A 16,538-nucleotide genomic window follows, 5' to 3' on the forward strand; every position below is an offset into this window, starting at 1 on the left:
TTATCCCGCCGTAAGGCGGGAAAGCTCTAAAACAAGAAAATAGGCGAGTTATAGGTGGTTTTCCCTGTTGCACAATTCACAGGTTAATGGAAATTTTCAGGATAAAATGCAACAGGTAAAAACAAAAACACTAATGATAAAAATTAAGTAACGTGGTGAGTGTCAGATAAAATAGTTAGTGATTACTATCATGTGGTGTTGCTGATTTTTATTTTACTTTGCCATTTTGAGTTTTTTTTGTATTTTTTTTGACAAAGAATAATAAGTTGAGTAAGTAATATATAACAATTATTAATTAACAAGAGAGGATTTAGAATGGGAGGTTTGATAACAACAGCAGCACGCCTTAAAGATGGTACGGTTGTAAGCTTTAGGCACTATACCAACAATGAATTTAACCTTGTCTTGAGACAAGATGATTTTATTAAGGAAATGAAAAGGATTTCTCCAAGCATAAAAATATCACCTAAAAGGAAATACATGAAACTCAGCAGGGATGATGTTATTGATAAGTTTGAAAGAAGGTTCTCAAAGACAACGTTTGATTATGTGTATGGGAATAGTTTTTTAGTTCCTGTTGGGTATGGAATAAACTTCTTTGATTATAGGAAAAATGTGGCATTTTCGGTGAATGCTTTTTCAAGCAATTTGCATTTTTTGACTTACAACTTAATGTCTAATCCGATAGTCATAAAAATGCTTAAAGAGGGGGTTATGTTTACAGAGAGTGATCTTGTTCGCTTATCTCATAATGTACCTTTCGTTTATTTGAGGGAGCTATTAAAACTCAAAGAGCTTAAAGATATCAATGCATTATATGATGAAAATGGAAATGTCCTTGATCTTAAAGACCGTGACACATTTGATATCATTCGTTCTTTTTTTGATGGAAATTTAGTCAAGGGTGAATATTTCAAGTTAAGAGTTAAATATCCGGGTTGGAATTTTTACTCTCATTCCGATAGGGAGGATGGATTCGATATATTGAAGGCTTACTTAGAAAAGGAAAACCTCCTGACTAAAAATGATAAGATTTCGTGGGGGCTATTCGAGTCAAATGGGCGATAATTGAACATGGCAACGGTTGATGTTGCCATGCATATTCTATGCGTTAAGACCTATTTTTAGGTTTATTCTGACGCTTAGGTTTTAGCGTTATTGTTGGCTTAGGTAAGTTTGTTTTTATTTCTATAAGAAACCTATTAAACTCATTAAGATCACTTTTTAACATCGTATTAATGTCATCTGTATTAGTTTCTCCATGTAAACAAGCCATAGCATGGTCTATAAGATAATCATCGAAAATTATACTATCTTCATGGAAATACTGCTTTTCACGATCTCCTATATGAACGACAGGAATCTGATGGCTGTTATCTCTTAAAATCACGATATAATGTTCAGTGACTCTCGCCATCTTCGCGCATTGTACTGAGAGATCTTTAGTATCAGAGCTTTTTAACGTGTTATTTTTGGCCTGACCTATGATACCTTTTTGAAGGCTTTCATCGGATGTAGAAATCCATTCTATCTTAATCCCAAAATCACATCCGAATCTGTGTTCAGGAGAATTTTTTCCCTTGTGTGCAGTTTTTGATGTCTCAAAGCGTAAATAATATCCATTACCAAAAGATATCTCTGCTAATGATAACCCAGCGCAAAATGCAGCGAAAAAATCATCCTCTTGTTTATAACTTTTCCTTGTAAAAATATCAGTGATTTTTATCAGTTTAGCATGTAATTTCGTTTTTAATTCATTGTATTCATCGATAGAAATATTTAGCCTTTCGTTACTCATTTATAGTCCTTAATAATTATGAGTGTCAATTTTCTACTTGTTGTTAAGTGCTTGTGATAGTTTATGTATTTTGAAGCGTCAGGAAATAATAGCAGACTTAAAATGGAAATAAAATTATTTTAGGTTGATAGGTCTCACGTATAACTTTTCGCCTCGCGCGATGAGAAGTGAAGCATCAATGTGAAAAACTATTTAGGTTAGTTGGATGAAATAACATTAATTTTGATGGGTTTGTTTTTATAAAATAAAATGAGTTTCCTGTATTGATAATTATTAAAAATATGGTAAAGGATAACCTATAACAAATACAAGGAGGTGTAATGTATAAAAACAATGATGAAGCCATTGATTGGGAAGCCAAAAAACTGCTTGATGAAGGTGTTTATACCGATACAGAACAAGCCTATTTAGAAGCAGAAAAAATAGTAGTTAACATAAGGGAACAAGCAAAGCAGCGCCAGATTAAACAACAGTTCAAGATGAAAATAAAATCAATCAAGAAAAAACTGAATAATGATGACTATGCGAATATCCCTTACAATAAAAATAGAAAATATTGGGATAATTAAATATGACAACAAAAACGATAAAACAACAACTTGCAGCAGCACAGGAACGTCTATACTTCTTGGAGGCTAAAAAGAAACAGCAAACGAAAAAAGAAAATACACGTCAGAAAATTATTTTCGGTGCAGAGGTTGCCAAAGTCTTAGGATGTGATATTGGTTATGTAGATAAGGAATTGGTCTTTGGGATTCTGCTTGATATCCCAAATCTTCATGAAAGTGATATTGAAAGGTATAAAGCACAAGGCCAAACTTATATCGAAAATGTTTTAAATAAATCCAAACAGTAGTTTTCCTTTTCACGTCCGAACGGTGAGCCGACCTAAAACTTGTTTTTAGGTCGGTGAGCTGTTGAGCAAGCCCCAGAGGGCGCGGTAGCTGATTTATTATCAACACTATCTCAGGAAGAGATTTGCAGCATATTCACCATTGATAAAAACATCACATTCATGATCTGGTGCTGAAAATGCATGGGTTTCTCTTTTGCATCGTGCCATGACTTTTTTACCGTTGTAGGTTGCTGTATAGACATTGGTGTAACTATTGCTAAAGACCCCGGCTAAACTTTTATCTTGATTCAAGAACGATTCATTTATAATCAGAGTTTCATTTATCCATAGCTTTAAAACACCGTTTGGCATGTTTGCACTAATTAGAAGTTGTTCGCCATCCTGAGTTCGGTAAGGTTGTTTTGCGGAAAAATTGGTACACCCCACTAGAAAAAGTGCTCCCAGAAGTAATACTCTGCCTGTCATTTCTTGTCCTTAAGTTAAATTTTTATATTTAATTTTAGAAAACACCCCTTTAAATAAAACTTAAAGGGGTGGGTTTTCTCAGATCTCAAAATCTTCCAAAGTCTTACCATTTTCTAGCGCAGCAGCGATAGCTTTTGGTGTACGGCCCTGACCTGTCCATAACTTTTCATTGCCGTTTTCATCGACATATTTATATTTGGCTGGACGAGGAGCGCGTTTAGATTTTGCTGACTTGGTGGCAGAAACAGAACCGAGCAGTTCAGCCGGATCGATACCATCTTCTAACAGTTTGGCTCGAAGAGCTTCAATTTTTGCCAGACGTTCAGCCTGTTCTTGTTGAACTTTGGTTTCTTCTTCACGGCGCTCTTCAACAATAACGGTGAGCTTTTCCAGCATTTCTTCCAGTGTCGCCAGATCGGTTTCTCGTGCCTGAGCACGCAGGGTACGAATGTTATTTAATACTTTGAGAGCTTCACTCATGGTTTTTCCCGATAAATTGGTTTAGGTGATGTGTCAAAATTTGACAGCAGACAATGATAATCATATATCAGTATTATCAATGAGTAAATAATAAAAATATTAATAGCATCATGATAACGGAGTGTTAATCTGATTTTAAATTGGATATTCATGCATTAGAAATTATATAATAAGTGTAGTTTATTGAATAGGTGCTTTATAAAAAGGAGTGGGTATGTATTACTCAATAAGAAAAAGCAGAATGAACAGTCTACATATCATTTCGTTTAAAAAATCGTTTTTTAAACGAATAGAAAATGAAGATGGTTGGGTTATTAGGGTTTTTATTCATGTCTTATTACATAAGATAAGAGGGTTTAAACCAAAGGCTGTATTGGATTTGGATTCTGAAAGTAAAATTAACGATGTAATAAATAAGAATGGTGACTATATTTCTAATGATCATGTTTTACATGTTATCAGTGAGTCTTTTATCGATGGGCTTACGCATTCAACCATCAAAGATTTTGAGGTGATTTTTACTGCTATCAGTACATTTTTTATGAAAATGCTGGCAAATAATGTGAAATAAAACAGACGCACAGTATTTTTTTGTTTTCTTAGTAATCAATAAGATATCAATGAAAATGGTTATGAGTCATGAAAAGGAAAAAATCAAAGAAAAATCCACTTGAGGATACGGCGGTATTAAGTCGAGTTGCCAAGAAAGCATCACAGAAAGCGATTGAGGAGGTGTTCAGGGCTGGAATGGCTATCCATTATATTTCAGACGGAAAGCTGATAAAAGAATACCCTGATGGAAGAAAGGAATGTGTTAAAGACCTGAATATGGAATCTATTTCTCTCGCGTCAGCCGTTCGTCAGTTAACCGGACTTATTGAATAAGTTATCTATGAGTAAGAGTCAATGATATCTTGACCACTTTTTTATTTTTGCTAATTAAATAGTACGTGAAAATAAAAAGGACGGTGAAAAATGATTAAACATAAAAAAGGGTTTTCCTTATTGGAAATAACGCTGGTGTTAGGTGTTGGCGTAGTAATGGCTTTCATGAAGTTTCAGGACATGAAAAGTAATCAAGAAAACATTATGGCGAATACCGTAGGTTCGCAGATGAAACAGATGGGGGAGGCGGTTAACCGTTATATCAGTATCCGATATGACAAACTTTCAACGCTTTCATCCAGTAGCAGCCAAAGCAGCGATCCGGGACCACGAATTTGTTCAGCTACTGGCTGTGAAATTACGCATCAGACGTTGGTAAATGAAGGGCTATTGCCTGTCAGTTATACCGGAATCAATGCGCAGAAATCATCTTATAAAATCATGTTAAAGCGCGCAGGAACCACACCTAACTACGTTATTAATGGACTGGTTATCACCACGTTGCCGTGGTTAGAAGGGAACCGTGTTCGCTATGACTTATTAGGTCGTGCTATGCAAGCCTCTGGTATCGATAGTGGTATGACGCAATCTGCAACTGTTGCATCAGGTACGGGTGGGCAATGGACTGAGAACCAAAATAGTTATAGTGGTATTAATGCTGCGGGATTGTTGGCCTATCGTGTTGGCTACGATAGCGCTATGTATTCCGTTTACCTGCGTCGTGATGGCACATTACCGATGACAGGGGATCTGAATATGGGCGGTCAGAGTATCGATAATGTTAAAGACATTACCGCATCTGGAGCGATCAAAAGCCAGCGATTATCCTCATCCGGTATTGTGGAAGGAACGCATCTCAACGCGACTGAAATTGTGCAGAGTAAAAATGGAACGTTCAGTAATAATCTTAAGGTTCAAAATCAATTAACTGTTGATGGTTATTCGACGTTTAACAATATCGTGAAAGTTAATCAATGGCTGGAAAGCGAACAAGGTGTCAGATCTCGTGGCGCACTCATTGTTGGTAAAGAAAACGAGAGAAGATTGTGGTTAGGCTGTGGCACATTTTCCAGTTGTTCGTCTGATAACGCGATACCATTAAGAATCGAAGATGAGTCAGGAAAGAATAATTTCATCTCAATTACCGGAACAACATCATCACCTTCATCAATGAAATTAGATGTTGTAGGAAGCCAAAGAATAAGAGGCGATTTAACACTATTGCCTTCGAGCGATGGTTTAGCCAAAGGCGATATCGTGGCATCAGGGAATATCGTTTCATCAGGTACTGTTTCAGGGCAATATTTACAGGTTAAATCGACTTCTGTGGCTGGCGCGAGTTGTTCACCTGATGGATTAATTAGTAAAGACGATAAAGGCGCTACACTGTCTTGTCAATCTGGCATATGGGGGACAAATAGCGGTGGTCTAATCACGGTTGATGGGGGAACATGTCCTGCCGGGGTTGAGCCTGTTTTATATTATGCCTCGATCGCCGTATTTTGGAACGGACAAGTACGAACCAATCCGTATGGTGATGAGAAACTTTGGGTCCCTCAATACAATATCAATGAAATGGGGTCACATTGTACGACCCACGGCGGGGGCGAAAAAGGTGAAAAGGAAAGTTGCCGTCCGATACCAAAATATATCAATATAACAAAAGTGAAATGTGGGTGATTTTTGGGGCTGGAATATATGTTTGGTTATTGTCTGATTTGTTGAATTAGAGCTATGAGGTATTAGCGATGCTTATTGATATACGGCAAGACGAAGTACTATGTGGAAAAGGAAAATGACTGGAAATTGCCAGTTTTGGTTTGTTGACAGTAAGTGGAAGATAAGTAAATTGCTAGCGAAAGTATTATAGCTTTCCATGGTTTTAAGATACAAAAAATGAGTCATTATTCAGCGTGCAACCTATTTATTATAGGGTTGCACGCTGATACGTGTATCAGATCTTAAAATCTTCCAGCTTTTTACCGCTTTCAATAGCAGCAGCAATCGCTTTAGGTGTACGGCCCTGACCTGTCCATAATTTTTCATTGCCGCTTTCATCGACATATTTATATTTGGCAGGGCGAGGCTCACGTTTGGATTTTGCTGACTTGGTTGCAGAAGCAGAACCAAGAAATTCAGATGGATCAATACCATCTTCCAGAAGTTGAGCACGAAGGGCTTCAATTTTGGCCTGACGTTCAGTATTTTTTTGCTGTGCGGTGGTGATATGTAATAGCTAATCAATATAGGCTGGTGATATATAATAGATAATCAATCTCGTATTGCTCAGTGTCCATTAGATTTGGATCATACTGTTTATTTTTATTTGAGATAGTTAATAAAAATAACACCGCAGATACTTGTCAACATAAAATAAATTGATTATCTCCTGAGTATACGTAAAAATTTCAGGAGGAATTATGTCATTCAGTAAAACAAGATGGCTATGCTTATTTTTAGCCAGTGGGTTTACATCACAAACACTATCAGCCGATAGCCTTTTTAAAGCTCCGGTCGGCAGTATCTATTCATTGGAATATAACCCAGTTTATAGTGGCGCTAACGTTCTCAAACTCACGCTAAGCCATGTGCCAGATAAGTCCTGTGCGACATTGGCTACACAATTGGCAGGACAATATTTCGAAGTGCTGGTCAATAACCAATATGTGCCATTAACGCCGCCTGCTTCTGGAACCACATGGAACAGGAATACTGTCGTGAAGGATAAAACAACGGTGTTATGTCAATCAGGCAAAGATAACACCATTGTAGTCAATCATTTTGTTTATCCGAAAACCTACGCACTTTATCAATCTGATGGGGATATCGTTCATTCCTCTGGTGGTTCTGCTGAAAAAGAAAACCTCGTTAATGTCAGTTATGAGATTTATCGACAAACCATGCAGACCAGAGAAAACCATCAGCTATCGATTAAATAATAAGGTATAAAAATGAAAAAGAAAAAAGGATATTCAGTATTAGAAATTGTTTTAGTGCTTGGGATAGCTTCAGGTATTGCCTACACTGCATTGAGCTTTTACCGCAATGAAAAACACGATGCGGCAGTAAGGGAAACGGTTCAACAGATCCATACCATATTCAACACAGCAGATGCGTATCTGATGAGTGCCAAACCGGATGGGAGTGTTCAGGAAACCTATCCCATCTCTATGCAGATCTTAAAAAACACATTGGCTTTTCCGTTGAATCTTGGGGAACTGCGTGAAGGTTCAGAGGCAGAAGTAGCGGCAAGCACTGCAATATCAACCTCTGCATCCAAATCCGCCAGTACGTCAGCCTCACTGTCTACCAGTAAATCAGCGTCAACATCGGCATCGGTGAGCGTCAGTAAGTCGATATCGTCGTCTATATCGAATTCGATATCAGCCTCTCAATCTGCCTTAACTCAGGAGATATCGCTCTTGCTGTCAAAATGGACGCTTTTTTCAAAGCTTACAGAGAGTATGTTATTGCGAGGAACCTGAATAATAAAAGGGATGCGGAAAGAATTGACAGGGATAATGGATATAATTTTATAAGGTATAACTACAATGTAAAAAATTGGATCGATGGGAAATATCATAATTAATTTAAACTAAGATCACTTTTTCATTTTTTAGTGTCGAATTCTCTGTAAGTGTTTTTTATTATCCTATTTTTGTCTTTTTTATAAAAACTGATGCTATCTTGTTGAGGTAGATAAAAGGGCTGTTAAGCCCTTTTAACGTATGTGGGAAGACCGATAGAAAAGGCGTTGATATTAGCTGGCTACTTCTTTCTGGTAGGTCAGATACAATGTATTTAGCCTTTCCCACAAAATAAAAGACAAAATCTCTTTTGCCTTGGGTTCATCCAGTTCAATAACGGCGTAAATCAATGCCCGACACTGATCGATGATTTCTTCCAGTTCCAGTGGTGTGTTATCGAACATGATAAGCCTCCGTTGCTGGATATGGCAAAAAAGCAGTAGCCAGATGCAGATTTTCAGGAAGGGAATAGGTAAACTGACAGACAGCCATAGCGTTAGTCCTTATAACGTTGAGGTTAGCCCTTGTCTGGTATTGCTGTACCTTTCAGGGGCGAAACTGGTGTTCAGGTGGTCTTTGTCAAGGCTCGTACCTGATCGGTTGCAATGTAGTCTTAGATCTATCACTAGTCAATTCAATTAGTTAATGCGATACAAGAAACGTTACAGCGGGAAAATATCCGATGTTTCAAATCTGCATAGCTTCGGAGCCGCCTGATGAAGTGGCGGAGAATGCGACTTGCTGAGGCTGATTATAGTAAGTAGTCAATAATACATTTTTTAAGGATGATTCTATGTCTAATTCTAATATCGGGAATTGGGTTGCTATTGTTAGTGTCGTTGCTTCTGCATTTACTGCGATCTATTCAACTTGGGATAAAAGCAAAACAGAACTCGCGCTAGAAGAAATAAAATCAAAATATGAAATTCAAAAGAGTGATAAAGTTCGGGTTTGGTCTGAAAAAAAAGAGCGCTGTAATCTTATTGTTGATGCGGCTCGCAAACTTGCTCAGGCTCATGGAAAGGTGTATAGAGAACTGAAGTTAGAACATCAGGCAAATATGGAAGAAAATTTGTGGGCAGCAGCGACAGTCCTCACAATTAAGAATCAGGAAAGATTTCTATCTGAATATCAAAAAGGTCCTGCGAAAGAAGATGAGGGTGGTTTCACTTACAGGGGAAAACTTGTCTCAATAACGCTACAAGGTTTAGCTGATGACGGACAAAAATGCTTCCAAGAATTATCACAGTAATAATTTCCATAAGATATATATTGGTTTTTTCTCTATACAAAAACCGATGCCTATTGTTAACATGATATGTACAATAGGTATCGAAAATAAATATAATAAAAAATCAGTGCAGTTTTTACTGTAATAAATTTGATTTTTTACGAATTGATATGGTAATTATTTATTGTTGATTTTATAGGGGGAATGCCAATGTGTAAAAAAATAAGGAGGGTGAAAATATTTAGTTTTCTGTGTGCTTTTTTTGTTTTGGGTGGGGTTGTTAATTATTTTTATTTGAAGATGGCTATTAATGAACTTGAGTGTGGAGTTGTTTTCAATGTTATAATAAATAATGATGTTTCGACAAAGATTAACGATGCCCGCCAATTAATTAAATCTGATTATTATGGTTCAAGTCAAGCTGTTAATGATTATCTTAATTATGCTCAAAAACTGAAAATGGATGAACTGTATAAAAAAACGATGACTAACTGACTATGCTTTATCAGTTATAACTTAATAATAATCATTTTCCTTTTGGTGCTTAAAACCGACTACAATATAACGCCCCTGAGCGTCAATGAAATAACAATATTCGTAGCCAGAATCACCATAAGGGACAATTACTTCATATAAAAAATCATCATAGCCTTCTTCATCGGAGAAGAAACCAGTGCTCAGCCCTTTTTCAAGATTATCCAAACTGTCTGCGATGGTGCGTTTAACGTCGTTAATGACGTAGCCTGCGGAATTATTTTCGAGGAAGGCCAGACAGCGATTAATTCCTTTCCGAGCCTTTTCCGTCACGATCACTTGTGGCATTCAGGAAGATCCCCGTTTTTACCACTACGCAGAAAATCAACGACTTCTTTGCCCGTTAAATGATCACCGGTGTTGAGGTAGTTCGCGTATGAAGACTGTGCTTGCTGGCGTAAACGCTCTTTCTGTTCTTCCGCATCAACATAGGAAACGATAGCTTGCTTCATCAGGTAGTGCTTTGTTCTCTTGCGATTAGCCGCCAGACGGGCAAGCCTTTCCTCAAGTTGCATATCAAGCTTTACGGAAACTGCCATGTTAACCTCCCAGAGTTTAGGTAATAAAAGGTATTACCTTTTATTACTCTGCTTTGAATGAAAAGTCAAACAATCTCAGGCCATATGGCGACTAAAGGCTTATCTATTTATGCTCCCCGCATTTGATGTATCATTCCTTCTGCCCAAACTCAAACGGCCTAACCATCGCGTTGCTGTTAGCATCCAGAAAATCAGCCCACCATTGCAACATGAGGCGGCGTTGCTCAAGGTGTTTGGCCTTGTGAGTGTAGGCAGCGCGAACGTTGTTCTTTTCCATGTGGCTCATCTGAAGTTCAACCACGTCTTCAGGCCAAATACCCGATTCAATCAACGCACTACACGCCAGCGTGCGGAAACCATGACCACACAGATCGGTTGTGGTGTCATAGCCCATTTTGCGCAGTGCTTTGTTGATGGTGTTTTCACTCATAGGCTTCATCGCATCATAACAGCCAGTCAGGATAAAGCCGTCATCACCGTTAACGTCATAGGTGAGGTCTTTAAGCTCTTCTAAAATTGCCAGTGCTTGATCGCATAGAGGAACATAATGTTTCCTGCGCATTTTTGCACCACGGCCTGAATGCTTGATCCCTTTTATGGCTTCACGCTGTTCAGGGATAACCCACAAAGCGCTTTTGAAATCGATCTCTGACCAACGGGCAAAGCGGAGTTCGCTTGAACGGACAAAAATCAGTAGATTGAGTTTGATCGCAAGTTGCGTCAATCTGCTACGGCCTTTATAGCCTTCAATGCGTTCCAGTAGGGTAGGAATCTCTTCCAGTTCGATAGCGGGGCGGTGTTCCGTCTGTGGCTTCTGAACTGCCCCTTCCAAATCATAGGCAGGATTGAAACGGATCATCTTTTGCTGGACGGCATAACGCATGATGGCGGTAGCATACTGTTTTACTCGCATAGCGATTTCCAGATAACCCAGCTTCTCTATCTTTTTGATGGGAACCAGCAGATCGCCTGTATCCAGTTCAGCAATATCTTTGTTGCCAATATCAGGGAACAGGTAGGTTTCCAGTCGTGTCCATACCGAACGCTGATAATCTTCTGACCATGTGGTTTTGGTGGCAAACCAGCTTTTAGCGACGGTTTTGAAAGCGCGGGTGTTGTTACGTCGCTCTTGAACGATTTTGTTGTCAGCCTGTTTTTTGGCGCTGGGGTCTAATCCAGCCGCTAACAACTTTTTTGCTTCATCTCTGCGTTGTCTTGCATCAGCTAGAGAAACTGCAGGGTAGACGCCGATGGAGAACACCTTCTGTTTCCCTTCGAAGCGATAACCCAACTGCCAGTATTTGGAACCGTTGGGATGTACCAGCAAGTAGAGGCCAAACCCGTCAGTGAGCTTCACCACCTTTTCTGACGGCTTGGCATTTTTTACTTTAGTATCAGTCAGTGACATGACGGCTCCCTCCGATTGCTGGTAAAAACGAAATCGAACCAGCTTTACCAGTATTTTTACCAGCAAAAGGGTATGGCTTCGAGTGTTTTTGGGTGAACGAGGGCGAACCTGAAGAAGGGGATAACCAATTGATTAAAAGCAAAAAAGCAGACGTCAGTGAACGTCTGCTTTCTTTAATTTGGCTCCTCTGACTGGACTTTAACATGCACCTATCTGGTTGTTTTTTCATGTTAAAAATGATTTGCTGGGAAGCGTCTACCAACAAATCTACCAATAACACTATCTGTTTTTAGAAACCAATGTCAATAAGAACCTAAGCTAACTTTTGTGGTGGTAGGGTAGTAAGTGGTTTATCTGGTAATATAATCAGAATAGAAAAAATGGTGTATACCTATCCAAGATTGGTAGGTGGAGGTGAACTGTTTTACTTATAACTTATTGATTGTTATAAAAAAACCACCTTGCGGTGGTTTTTTGTTTTTTCTTTGTGTTCGTCGGTATCGCAATTTTTCAGCGTAGCGGGGAAGATTACCGTCTCTTTGCTCCCCACCTTTGATATCAATCATACGTAGATGAACTATGCTTGTCAAGTCTACTTGCATCTTTTTTACTGTGTATAGTCGAAAGTTGTTCATAGATAAATTTTATGACAAAAAATACTTATTTTTCTTGTCGCTCTTGGTATTTTTTTATTTCAATATCAACATCATCTATATTATTAGCGTTGGAATCATTCGTGTACATGTACATTTCTTTTAATAGTTGAAGTTTTTTTATTGTATCATTTAATTTGTCATTAAGTTTTATATTATCTTCCTTTGTTTTTTTTAGCTCACTATATATATTAGGTTTAGATATGGAAGACAATAATCCTTTATCCAAAAGTTTCATGTCTTTTTTGCTTAATTTCGCTCGGTATTCATCATGCCGGAAAAAAGTATTCCTATTTTTTACTCTAAATAGTGGTGGTAATATTCTTGTTACACATACAGTCTGTATCATATTACAAAGTGCATATGTTTCTTTTTTTATAAAATCGCCGATATCTTTTTTAGAGTCTTCTGATAATTCAAATGTTAAGTTGTTATCATCTAGATTAGATGGTTTTTTGGATGTTAATGGAATTACTTTTACGCCTCTTTCATCAACTTTGACAACAATTGCTGGACGCCTTTTGTGCATTTCACCATGTTGAATATTATCTGGGTAACGTTTGTTGGAACTTACTTCTGCACTTTTTTTTATACACTTATTTATATGGCCAAATTCAACGATTACTATTTTACCTTTATGCAGTAATGAAGCTGCACTTCTTAATCCCTTTCTTTTTAAAGTTTGTGATAAATAAATATCGTTGGAAACATCAATTGGAGAAAGCCACATATGTATTAATAAATCATCTTTTTCTGATGATTCAATTTCAGTATTCTTTATTTCCCATCGATGTTGAATTTTCTTATTAAAGAACTTAGTGATGAATAGTGGATATCTTTTTGTATCCCCTATTGGGAAGGTAAAAAATGGCGTCATTACTTGGTCAATGCCGTCAAATGATGTTCTGCCTAGTTCTACGTCTGACGTTTTATTTTCTTTTGATAAAAAATAAATGATTGTTATCATTTCTAACCTAGATTAATAATTGTGAATGATTATCATATACATGAACTAAATAGCTTCTCATAATAACGTAACTCTTGCGAGATAACATCTTTTCACATATGGGATCTCATGATAGTAGGTGAGGCATCAATGTGAGAAACTATTTAAGCTGCGTAACTTAATATCTTGAGCTAAGATAACTACCTCTTACACAATACATTGAATTATGGCTTGATACAATCTTCCTGATGAAGCATATTCCCAATCTTACTTTCTGTTGAATCCACGGCTGGAATCGAACGTATGAGTATTTATATGATTCAAAAGATAATTTTCTTTTTCTCTCATAAATGTCCCAACACTTATACCAACAGATGAATTTGAGTTTTAAATCATCATTTTAGGCGCATTAAATCCAGTAGAAAAAAAGCCTAAAAGCGGATAGCGACTATACTACCACAAAGGGCTTGTTCACTGCGGAGTGTGGTGATGAAAAACTTGTCGGACAAAGGCATTAAAGAAATCGAAAAATGGCTGAATATCGATACATATCGTCAGTTTGAAAACATACCTCTTGAGCGGCTTTATCATGAGTTAGTGATGAGATCGTTATTTTTTAAATCTGATAATGCGAATACTGAATTCATGTTGGCAGAAATTTATGCAGGCAGTCTCTTTAGCGGAAAACCCTTCCTCATTACGGACAGCCATATGGCTCGCCTTGCAGCAGACGATATGCTTTCCCCATCCCCTCACTTCTCTATAACAACGACCGGAAGGCTGGCAGATCTTTGCATTTATGGGATGGAGAAGTCGCTGTTTGGCCTGCATGACGATGAATATTGGGTAGATAAAAAAATCTATAACATCCCTATTGCAGAGACTATGCCGGTATTATTTCAACACAGTGTGATGATCGAGATAGATCTCACTGCTGGCACTGACGAAGAAATTGCTGAATCATTGAAAGCTCTGCTTCCTCAGTGGCGTAAAATCCGGGGGATTGAGCCAGAACCATCAGACTCTGTTCGCTTTGGCTATGGAACGATTAAGAAAATTATCAATTACAGGCTGCTCGCGATACTTGACATACTTATCTGGGCAAAGCGCAATGATATCCGGGTGTCAGATTATCGCCTTTCCACTCTGCTCCACAGCGATACTGATGAGGAAGATAAAACAAGATCGGGTAGTCGCATAAAGGATACCGACAAACCCCTTGCGATTAAAACAGTCAGTAAGTCATTCATTCTTCAGTTTCATCATTTCCTCAACAAGAATCCCCACTTGAGAGATATGAAAGTGTCTGGTGTCATGAAACTCGGAGATAAGGAGGCAGATAAGGAGAAAGATTAGGGAAGTCTGGAGGTGCTGAAGTTCGCTTGTTTCCCTGATTTTTTCATATAGTCTCTTCTAAAACCAATAGGAGAGACTATGAATACCCAGAATCGCCTTATTCGTTTCCCCGAAGTAATGAGAAAAACCGGCTTTGGAAAAGCCTGGCTCTATCGTCTTATTAGTGAAGAGCGTTTCCCCCAACCTGTAAAAATCGGTATCCGTGCTGTCGCATTTGTTGAACATGAAATTGATGAATGGATATTGTCCGCTATCGAAAAAAGAAAATGTAAAGAATTCCAGTGAGTGAAATTTATATTCTACAGGGAGTTTTACAGGTTATAAGAATAATTTTATTTAATGGTTTTTTAGAGGGTTATTAATTTTCAGGCGAGCTTAATGATAAAAGTGTAAAGTTTATCTATGATGATTGATGTATTTTTTACAAAATACTTTACATTTTATCAAAGAGTCCTTTATTTAAAGGCTTCGCTCAATATCGGTATGGATATTAATAACTAGCCGTACTTGTTTATTATTCGTCAAATAAATTTTTTAAAGTATTAATAAGTAAATGAATTAGCCCCTTTTATTTGTAAAAAATTTGATTTATTTAATTCATGAATATATTAGATAAGTTGGAGCGATATTAAAACGTAAAGTTTGAGGGAACAATGGGATACAAGATAAAAAAATTCATTACGAGTGGTGGAGAGCGAGGATATCTAATCCTTGATAAAAACACTGAACTGCCAGTTTACTATCAAAATCTTTTTCTTACTACAAATGTCAGGAATAAAAGTGCAACCGCTTCAACGATAGAGATAGTTGCAACTAATCTGCTGATTTTCAGTAGGTTCTTATATAGCAGAAAAATAAATATAGTAGAAAGAATTGAGAATAAAGAATATCTTAGTCTTGCTGAAATAGATGATCTTATAAGATATGCAAGGCAAAGGTTCGACAAACAGAAAATAATAAATATAAAATTGATGAATAACACGTTTATTGCTAAGAGAACTTTTAGTTATAGGATACATGTTTTTTCACGTTATCTTAATTGGTTATGCGGATTAGTTCATTCGGCAAAGGGGATTAATGCAAAGTATGAAGTAGATTCATTTATTGACAGTATCAGAGCATATATACCAAAACACAGTTCATTGAATATGAATGAAAGATCTGAAAAATCTTTAAATGAGGAAGAGATCAAAATACTTTTCCATCTATTGGAAATTGGCGGGATTGAAAATCCTTTTCATAAGGAAGTTCAGATAAGGAACAGACTGATATTCACCTTGCTCTTGAGTTTAGGTTTAAGGGCTGGAGAGTTACTCAATCTCAAAGTAGATGATTTTGATCTCAGAGACAACACGCTGAGCATTATTAGAAGGCATGACTCAAAGGAGGACAGAAGACCTTATCAGCCATTAGTTAAGACTGGTGAGAGAGTTATTCCATTATCTGATGAGTTAGCTAATGAAGTTCTTGATTATATAATCAATAGTAGGGAAAAGATGACTAAGAGAAAAAAACATAGTTTCTTATTAGTTACACACTGCACCGGAAAAACTGCTGGAGAACCTTTAAGTATTTCAGCTTATGAGAAAATCATATCAACCTTGAAGAGAGCAAGTCCAAAATTATCCAGTCTATCAGGTCATAGATTAAGGCACTCTTGGAATTATGTTTATTCAAAAGAAATTGAAGGGTCTCAATTGGAATATAGCAAAAGGAAAGACTTAAGAAATTATCTTATGGGTTGGTCGAAAGAATCAACAATGTCTGAGAATTATAATTTCAAATACATAGTGCAAAAAGAAAAAGATGCCGTCTTAAGAGTTTATGATTCAGTTAACAAAATAATTAATGAGGCATAGC

Annotated in this window: 21 protein-coding genes and 1 pseudogene; 13 read left to right on the forward strand and 9 right to left on the reverse strand. The window is 37.2% G+C overall.

Annotated features, from left to right (window positions below; translation table 11 throughout):
• The first annotated feature begins 315 nt into the window (after window positions 1-315).
• Entirely contained in the window at window positions 316-1,068 is a 753-nt protein-coding gene (locus E2566_RS07900) for a hypothetical protein (RefSeq protein ID WP_107169388.1), read from the forward strand.
• 43 nt (window positions 1,069-1,111) lie between these two features.
• Here E2566_RS07900 and E2566_RS07905 read toward each other — a convergent pair whose 3' ends face one another.
• Window positions 1,112-1,798, reverse strand: coding sequence for a hypothetical protein (locus tag E2566_RS07905; protein ID WP_107169389.1), 687 nt, complete (start codon window positions 1,796-1,798; stop codon window positions 1,112-1,114).
• A gap of 320 nt (window positions 1,799-2,118) precedes the next feature.
• Here E2566_RS07905 and E2566_RS07910 point away from each other — a divergent pair, with 320 nt between their 5' ends.
• Both E2566_RS07910 and E2566_RS07915 read left to right on the forward strand, forming a co-directional pair.
• Entirely contained in the window at window positions 2,119-2,367 is a 249-nt protein-coding gene (locus tag E2566_RS07910; RefSeq protein ID WP_107169390.1) for a hypothetical protein, read from the forward strand.
• A 2-nt stretch (window positions 2,368-2,369) separates the two neighbouring features.
• Complete coding sequence (locus tag E2566_RS07915; protein WP_107169391.1) at window positions 2,370-2,654, forward strand: conjugal transfer protein TraD; 285 nt, start codon at window positions 2,370-2,372, stop codon at window positions 2,652-2,654.
• Between the two features lie 105 nt (window positions 2,655-2,759).
• On the opposite strand, the gene E2566_RS07920 is transcribed toward E2566_RS07915, so the two are convergent.
• Both E2566_RS07920 and E2566_RS07925 read right to left on the reverse strand, forming a co-directional pair.
• Entirely contained in the window at window positions 2,760-3,119 is a 360-nt protein-coding gene (locus E2566_RS07920; protein WP_107169392.1) for a hypothetical protein, read from the reverse strand.
• A gap of 78 nt (window positions 3,120-3,197) precedes the next feature.
• A complete protein-coding gene (locus tag E2566_RS07925; protein ID WP_107169393.1) occupies window positions 3,198-3,599 on the reverse strand; it encodes an H-NS family histone-like protein in 402 nt (133 codons plus the stop codon).
• 214 nt (window positions 3,600-3,813) lie between these two features.
• Between E2566_RS07925 and E2566_RS07930 the strand changes: the two genes are divergently transcribed.
• The 3 genes from E2566_RS07930 to pilV all read left to right on the forward strand — a co-directional run bounded on the left by E2566_RS07930 (window position 3,814) and on the right by pilV (window position 6,164).
• Window positions 3,814-4,170, forward strand: coding sequence for a hypothetical protein (locus tag E2566_RS07930; protein ID WP_233968984.1), 357 nt, complete (start codon window positions 3,814-3,816; stop codon window positions 4,168-4,170).
• Between the two features lie 68 nt (window positions 4,171-4,238).
• Complete coding sequence (locus E2566_RS07935; RefSeq protein WP_107169394.1) at window positions 4,239-4,484, forward strand: hypothetical protein; 246 nt, start codon at window positions 4,239-4,241, stop codon at window positions 4,482-4,484.
• A 90-nt stretch (window positions 4,485-4,574) separates the two neighbouring features.
• Entirely contained in the window at window positions 4,575-6,164 is a 1,590-nt protein-coding gene (gene pilV / locus E2566_RS07940) for a shufflon system plasmid conjugative transfer pilus tip adhesin PilV (protein ID WP_107169395.1), read from the forward strand.
• Window positions 6,165-6,438: 274 nt separating this feature from the next.
• On the opposite strand, the pseudogene E2566_RS07945 reads toward pilV, so the two are convergent.
• Window positions 6,439-6,705, reverse strand: a pseudogene (locus tag E2566_RS07945) (H-NS family nucleoid-associated regulatory protein); the annotation flags it as partial.
• Window positions 6,706-6,904: 199 nt separating this feature from the next.
• Between E2566_RS07945 and E2566_RS07950 the strand changes: the two are divergent.
• Together E2566_RS07950 and E2566_RS07955 are read left to right on the forward strand one after the other, a co-directional pair.
• Window positions 6,905-7,423 carry a hypothetical protein gene (locus tag E2566_RS07950; RefSeq protein ID WP_107169396.1) on the forward strand — a complete coding sequence of 173 codons (519 nt, stop codon included), beginning with the start codon at window positions 6,905-6,907 and terminating at the stop codon, window positions 7,421-7,423.
• Between the two features lie 12 nt (window positions 7,424-7,435).
• The gene (locus tag E2566_RS07955; RefSeq protein ID WP_107169397.1) at window positions 7,436-7,969 is read left to right on the forward strand and encodes a type II secretion system protein; all 534 of its coding nucleotides are present in this window, start codon (window positions 7,436-7,438) and stop codon (window positions 7,967-7,969) included.
• Between the two features lie 275 nt (window positions 7,970-8,244).
• Here the strand turns inward: E2566_RS07955 and E2566_RS07960 are convergent, their stop codons facing one another.
• Window positions 8,245-8,415, reverse strand: a complete 171-nt coding sequence (locus E2566_RS07960; protein WP_165800650.1) for a hypothetical protein — start codon at window positions 8,413-8,415, stop codon at window positions 8,245-8,247.
• A 389-nt stretch (window positions 8,416-8,804) separates the two neighbouring features.
• Here E2566_RS07960 and E2566_RS07965 point away from each other — a divergent pair, with 389 nt between their 5' ends.
• Window positions 8,805-9,263, forward strand: coding sequence for a hypothetical protein (locus tag E2566_RS07965; RefSeq protein ID WP_107169398.1), 459 nt, complete (start codon window positions 8,805-8,807; stop codon window positions 9,261-9,263).
• Between the two features lie 189 nt (window positions 9,264-9,452).
• Entirely contained in the window at window positions 9,453-9,737 is a 285-nt protein-coding gene (locus E2566_RS07970) for a hypothetical protein (RefSeq protein WP_107169399.1), read from the forward strand.
• A 21-nt stretch (window positions 9,738-9,758) separates the two neighbouring features.
• On the opposite strand, the gene E2566_RS07975 is transcribed toward E2566_RS07970, so the two are convergent.
• The 4 genes from E2566_RS07975 to E2566_RS07990 all read right to left on the reverse strand — a co-directional run bounded on the left by E2566_RS07975 (window position 9,759) and on the right by E2566_RS07990 (window position 13,343).
• Window positions 9,759-10,064, reverse strand: coding sequence for a hypothetical protein (locus tag E2566_RS07975; protein WP_107169400.1), 306 nt, complete (start codon window positions 10,062-10,064; stop codon window positions 9,759-9,761).
• Complete coding sequence (locus E2566_RS07980) at window positions 10,052-10,315, reverse strand: CopG family ribbon-helix-helix protein (protein WP_107169401.1); 264 nt, start codon at window positions 10,313-10,315, stop codon at window positions 10,052-10,054. Before E2566_RS07980 ends, E2566_RS07975 begins: the two co-directional genes overlap by 13 nt.
• A 130-nt stretch (window positions 10,316-10,445) precedes the next feature.
• A complete protein-coding gene (locus tag E2566_RS07985; protein WP_107169402.1) occupies window positions 10,446-11,723 on the reverse strand; it encodes a tyrosine-type recombinase/integrase in 1,278 nt (425 codons plus the stop codon).
• A 660-nt stretch (window positions 11,724-12,383) separates the two neighbouring features.
• Window positions 12,384-13,343, reverse strand: a complete 960-nt coding sequence (locus E2566_RS07990; RefSeq protein ID WP_107169403.1) for a type II toxin-antitoxin system PemK/MazF family toxin — start codon at window positions 13,341-13,343, stop codon at window positions 12,384-12,386.
• A 468-nt stretch (window positions 13,344-13,811) separates the two neighbouring features.
• On the opposite strand from E2566_RS07990, the gene E2566_RS07995 reads away from it, so the two are divergent.
• The 3 genes from E2566_RS07995 to E2566_RS08005 all read left to right on the forward strand — a co-directional run bounded on the left by E2566_RS07995 (window position 13,812) and on the right by E2566_RS08005 (window position 16,537).
• Window positions 13,812-14,678, forward strand: coding sequence for a DUF6387 family protein (locus E2566_RS07995; protein WP_107169404.1), 867 nt, complete (start codon window positions 13,812-13,814; stop codon window positions 14,676-14,678).
• A gap of 78 nt (window positions 14,679-14,756) precedes the next feature.
• A complete protein-coding gene (locus E2566_RS08000) occupies window positions 14,757-14,963 on the forward strand; it encodes a helix-turn-helix transcriptional regulator (protein WP_015730146.1) in 207 nt (68 codons plus the stop codon).
• 368 nt (window positions 14,964-15,331) lie between these two features.
• Window positions 15,332-16,537, forward strand: a complete 1,206-nt coding sequence (locus E2566_RS08005) for a tyrosine-type recombinase/integrase (protein WP_107169405.1) — start codon at window positions 15,332-15,334, stop codon at window positions 16,535-16,537.
• Window position 16,538 lies beyond the last annotated feature (1 nt).

This window comes from Pectobacterium punjabense, from assembly GCF_012427845.1.
GTDB lineage: Bacteria > Pseudomonadota > Gammaproteobacteria > Enterobacterales > Enterobacteriaceae > Pectobacterium > Pectobacterium punjabense.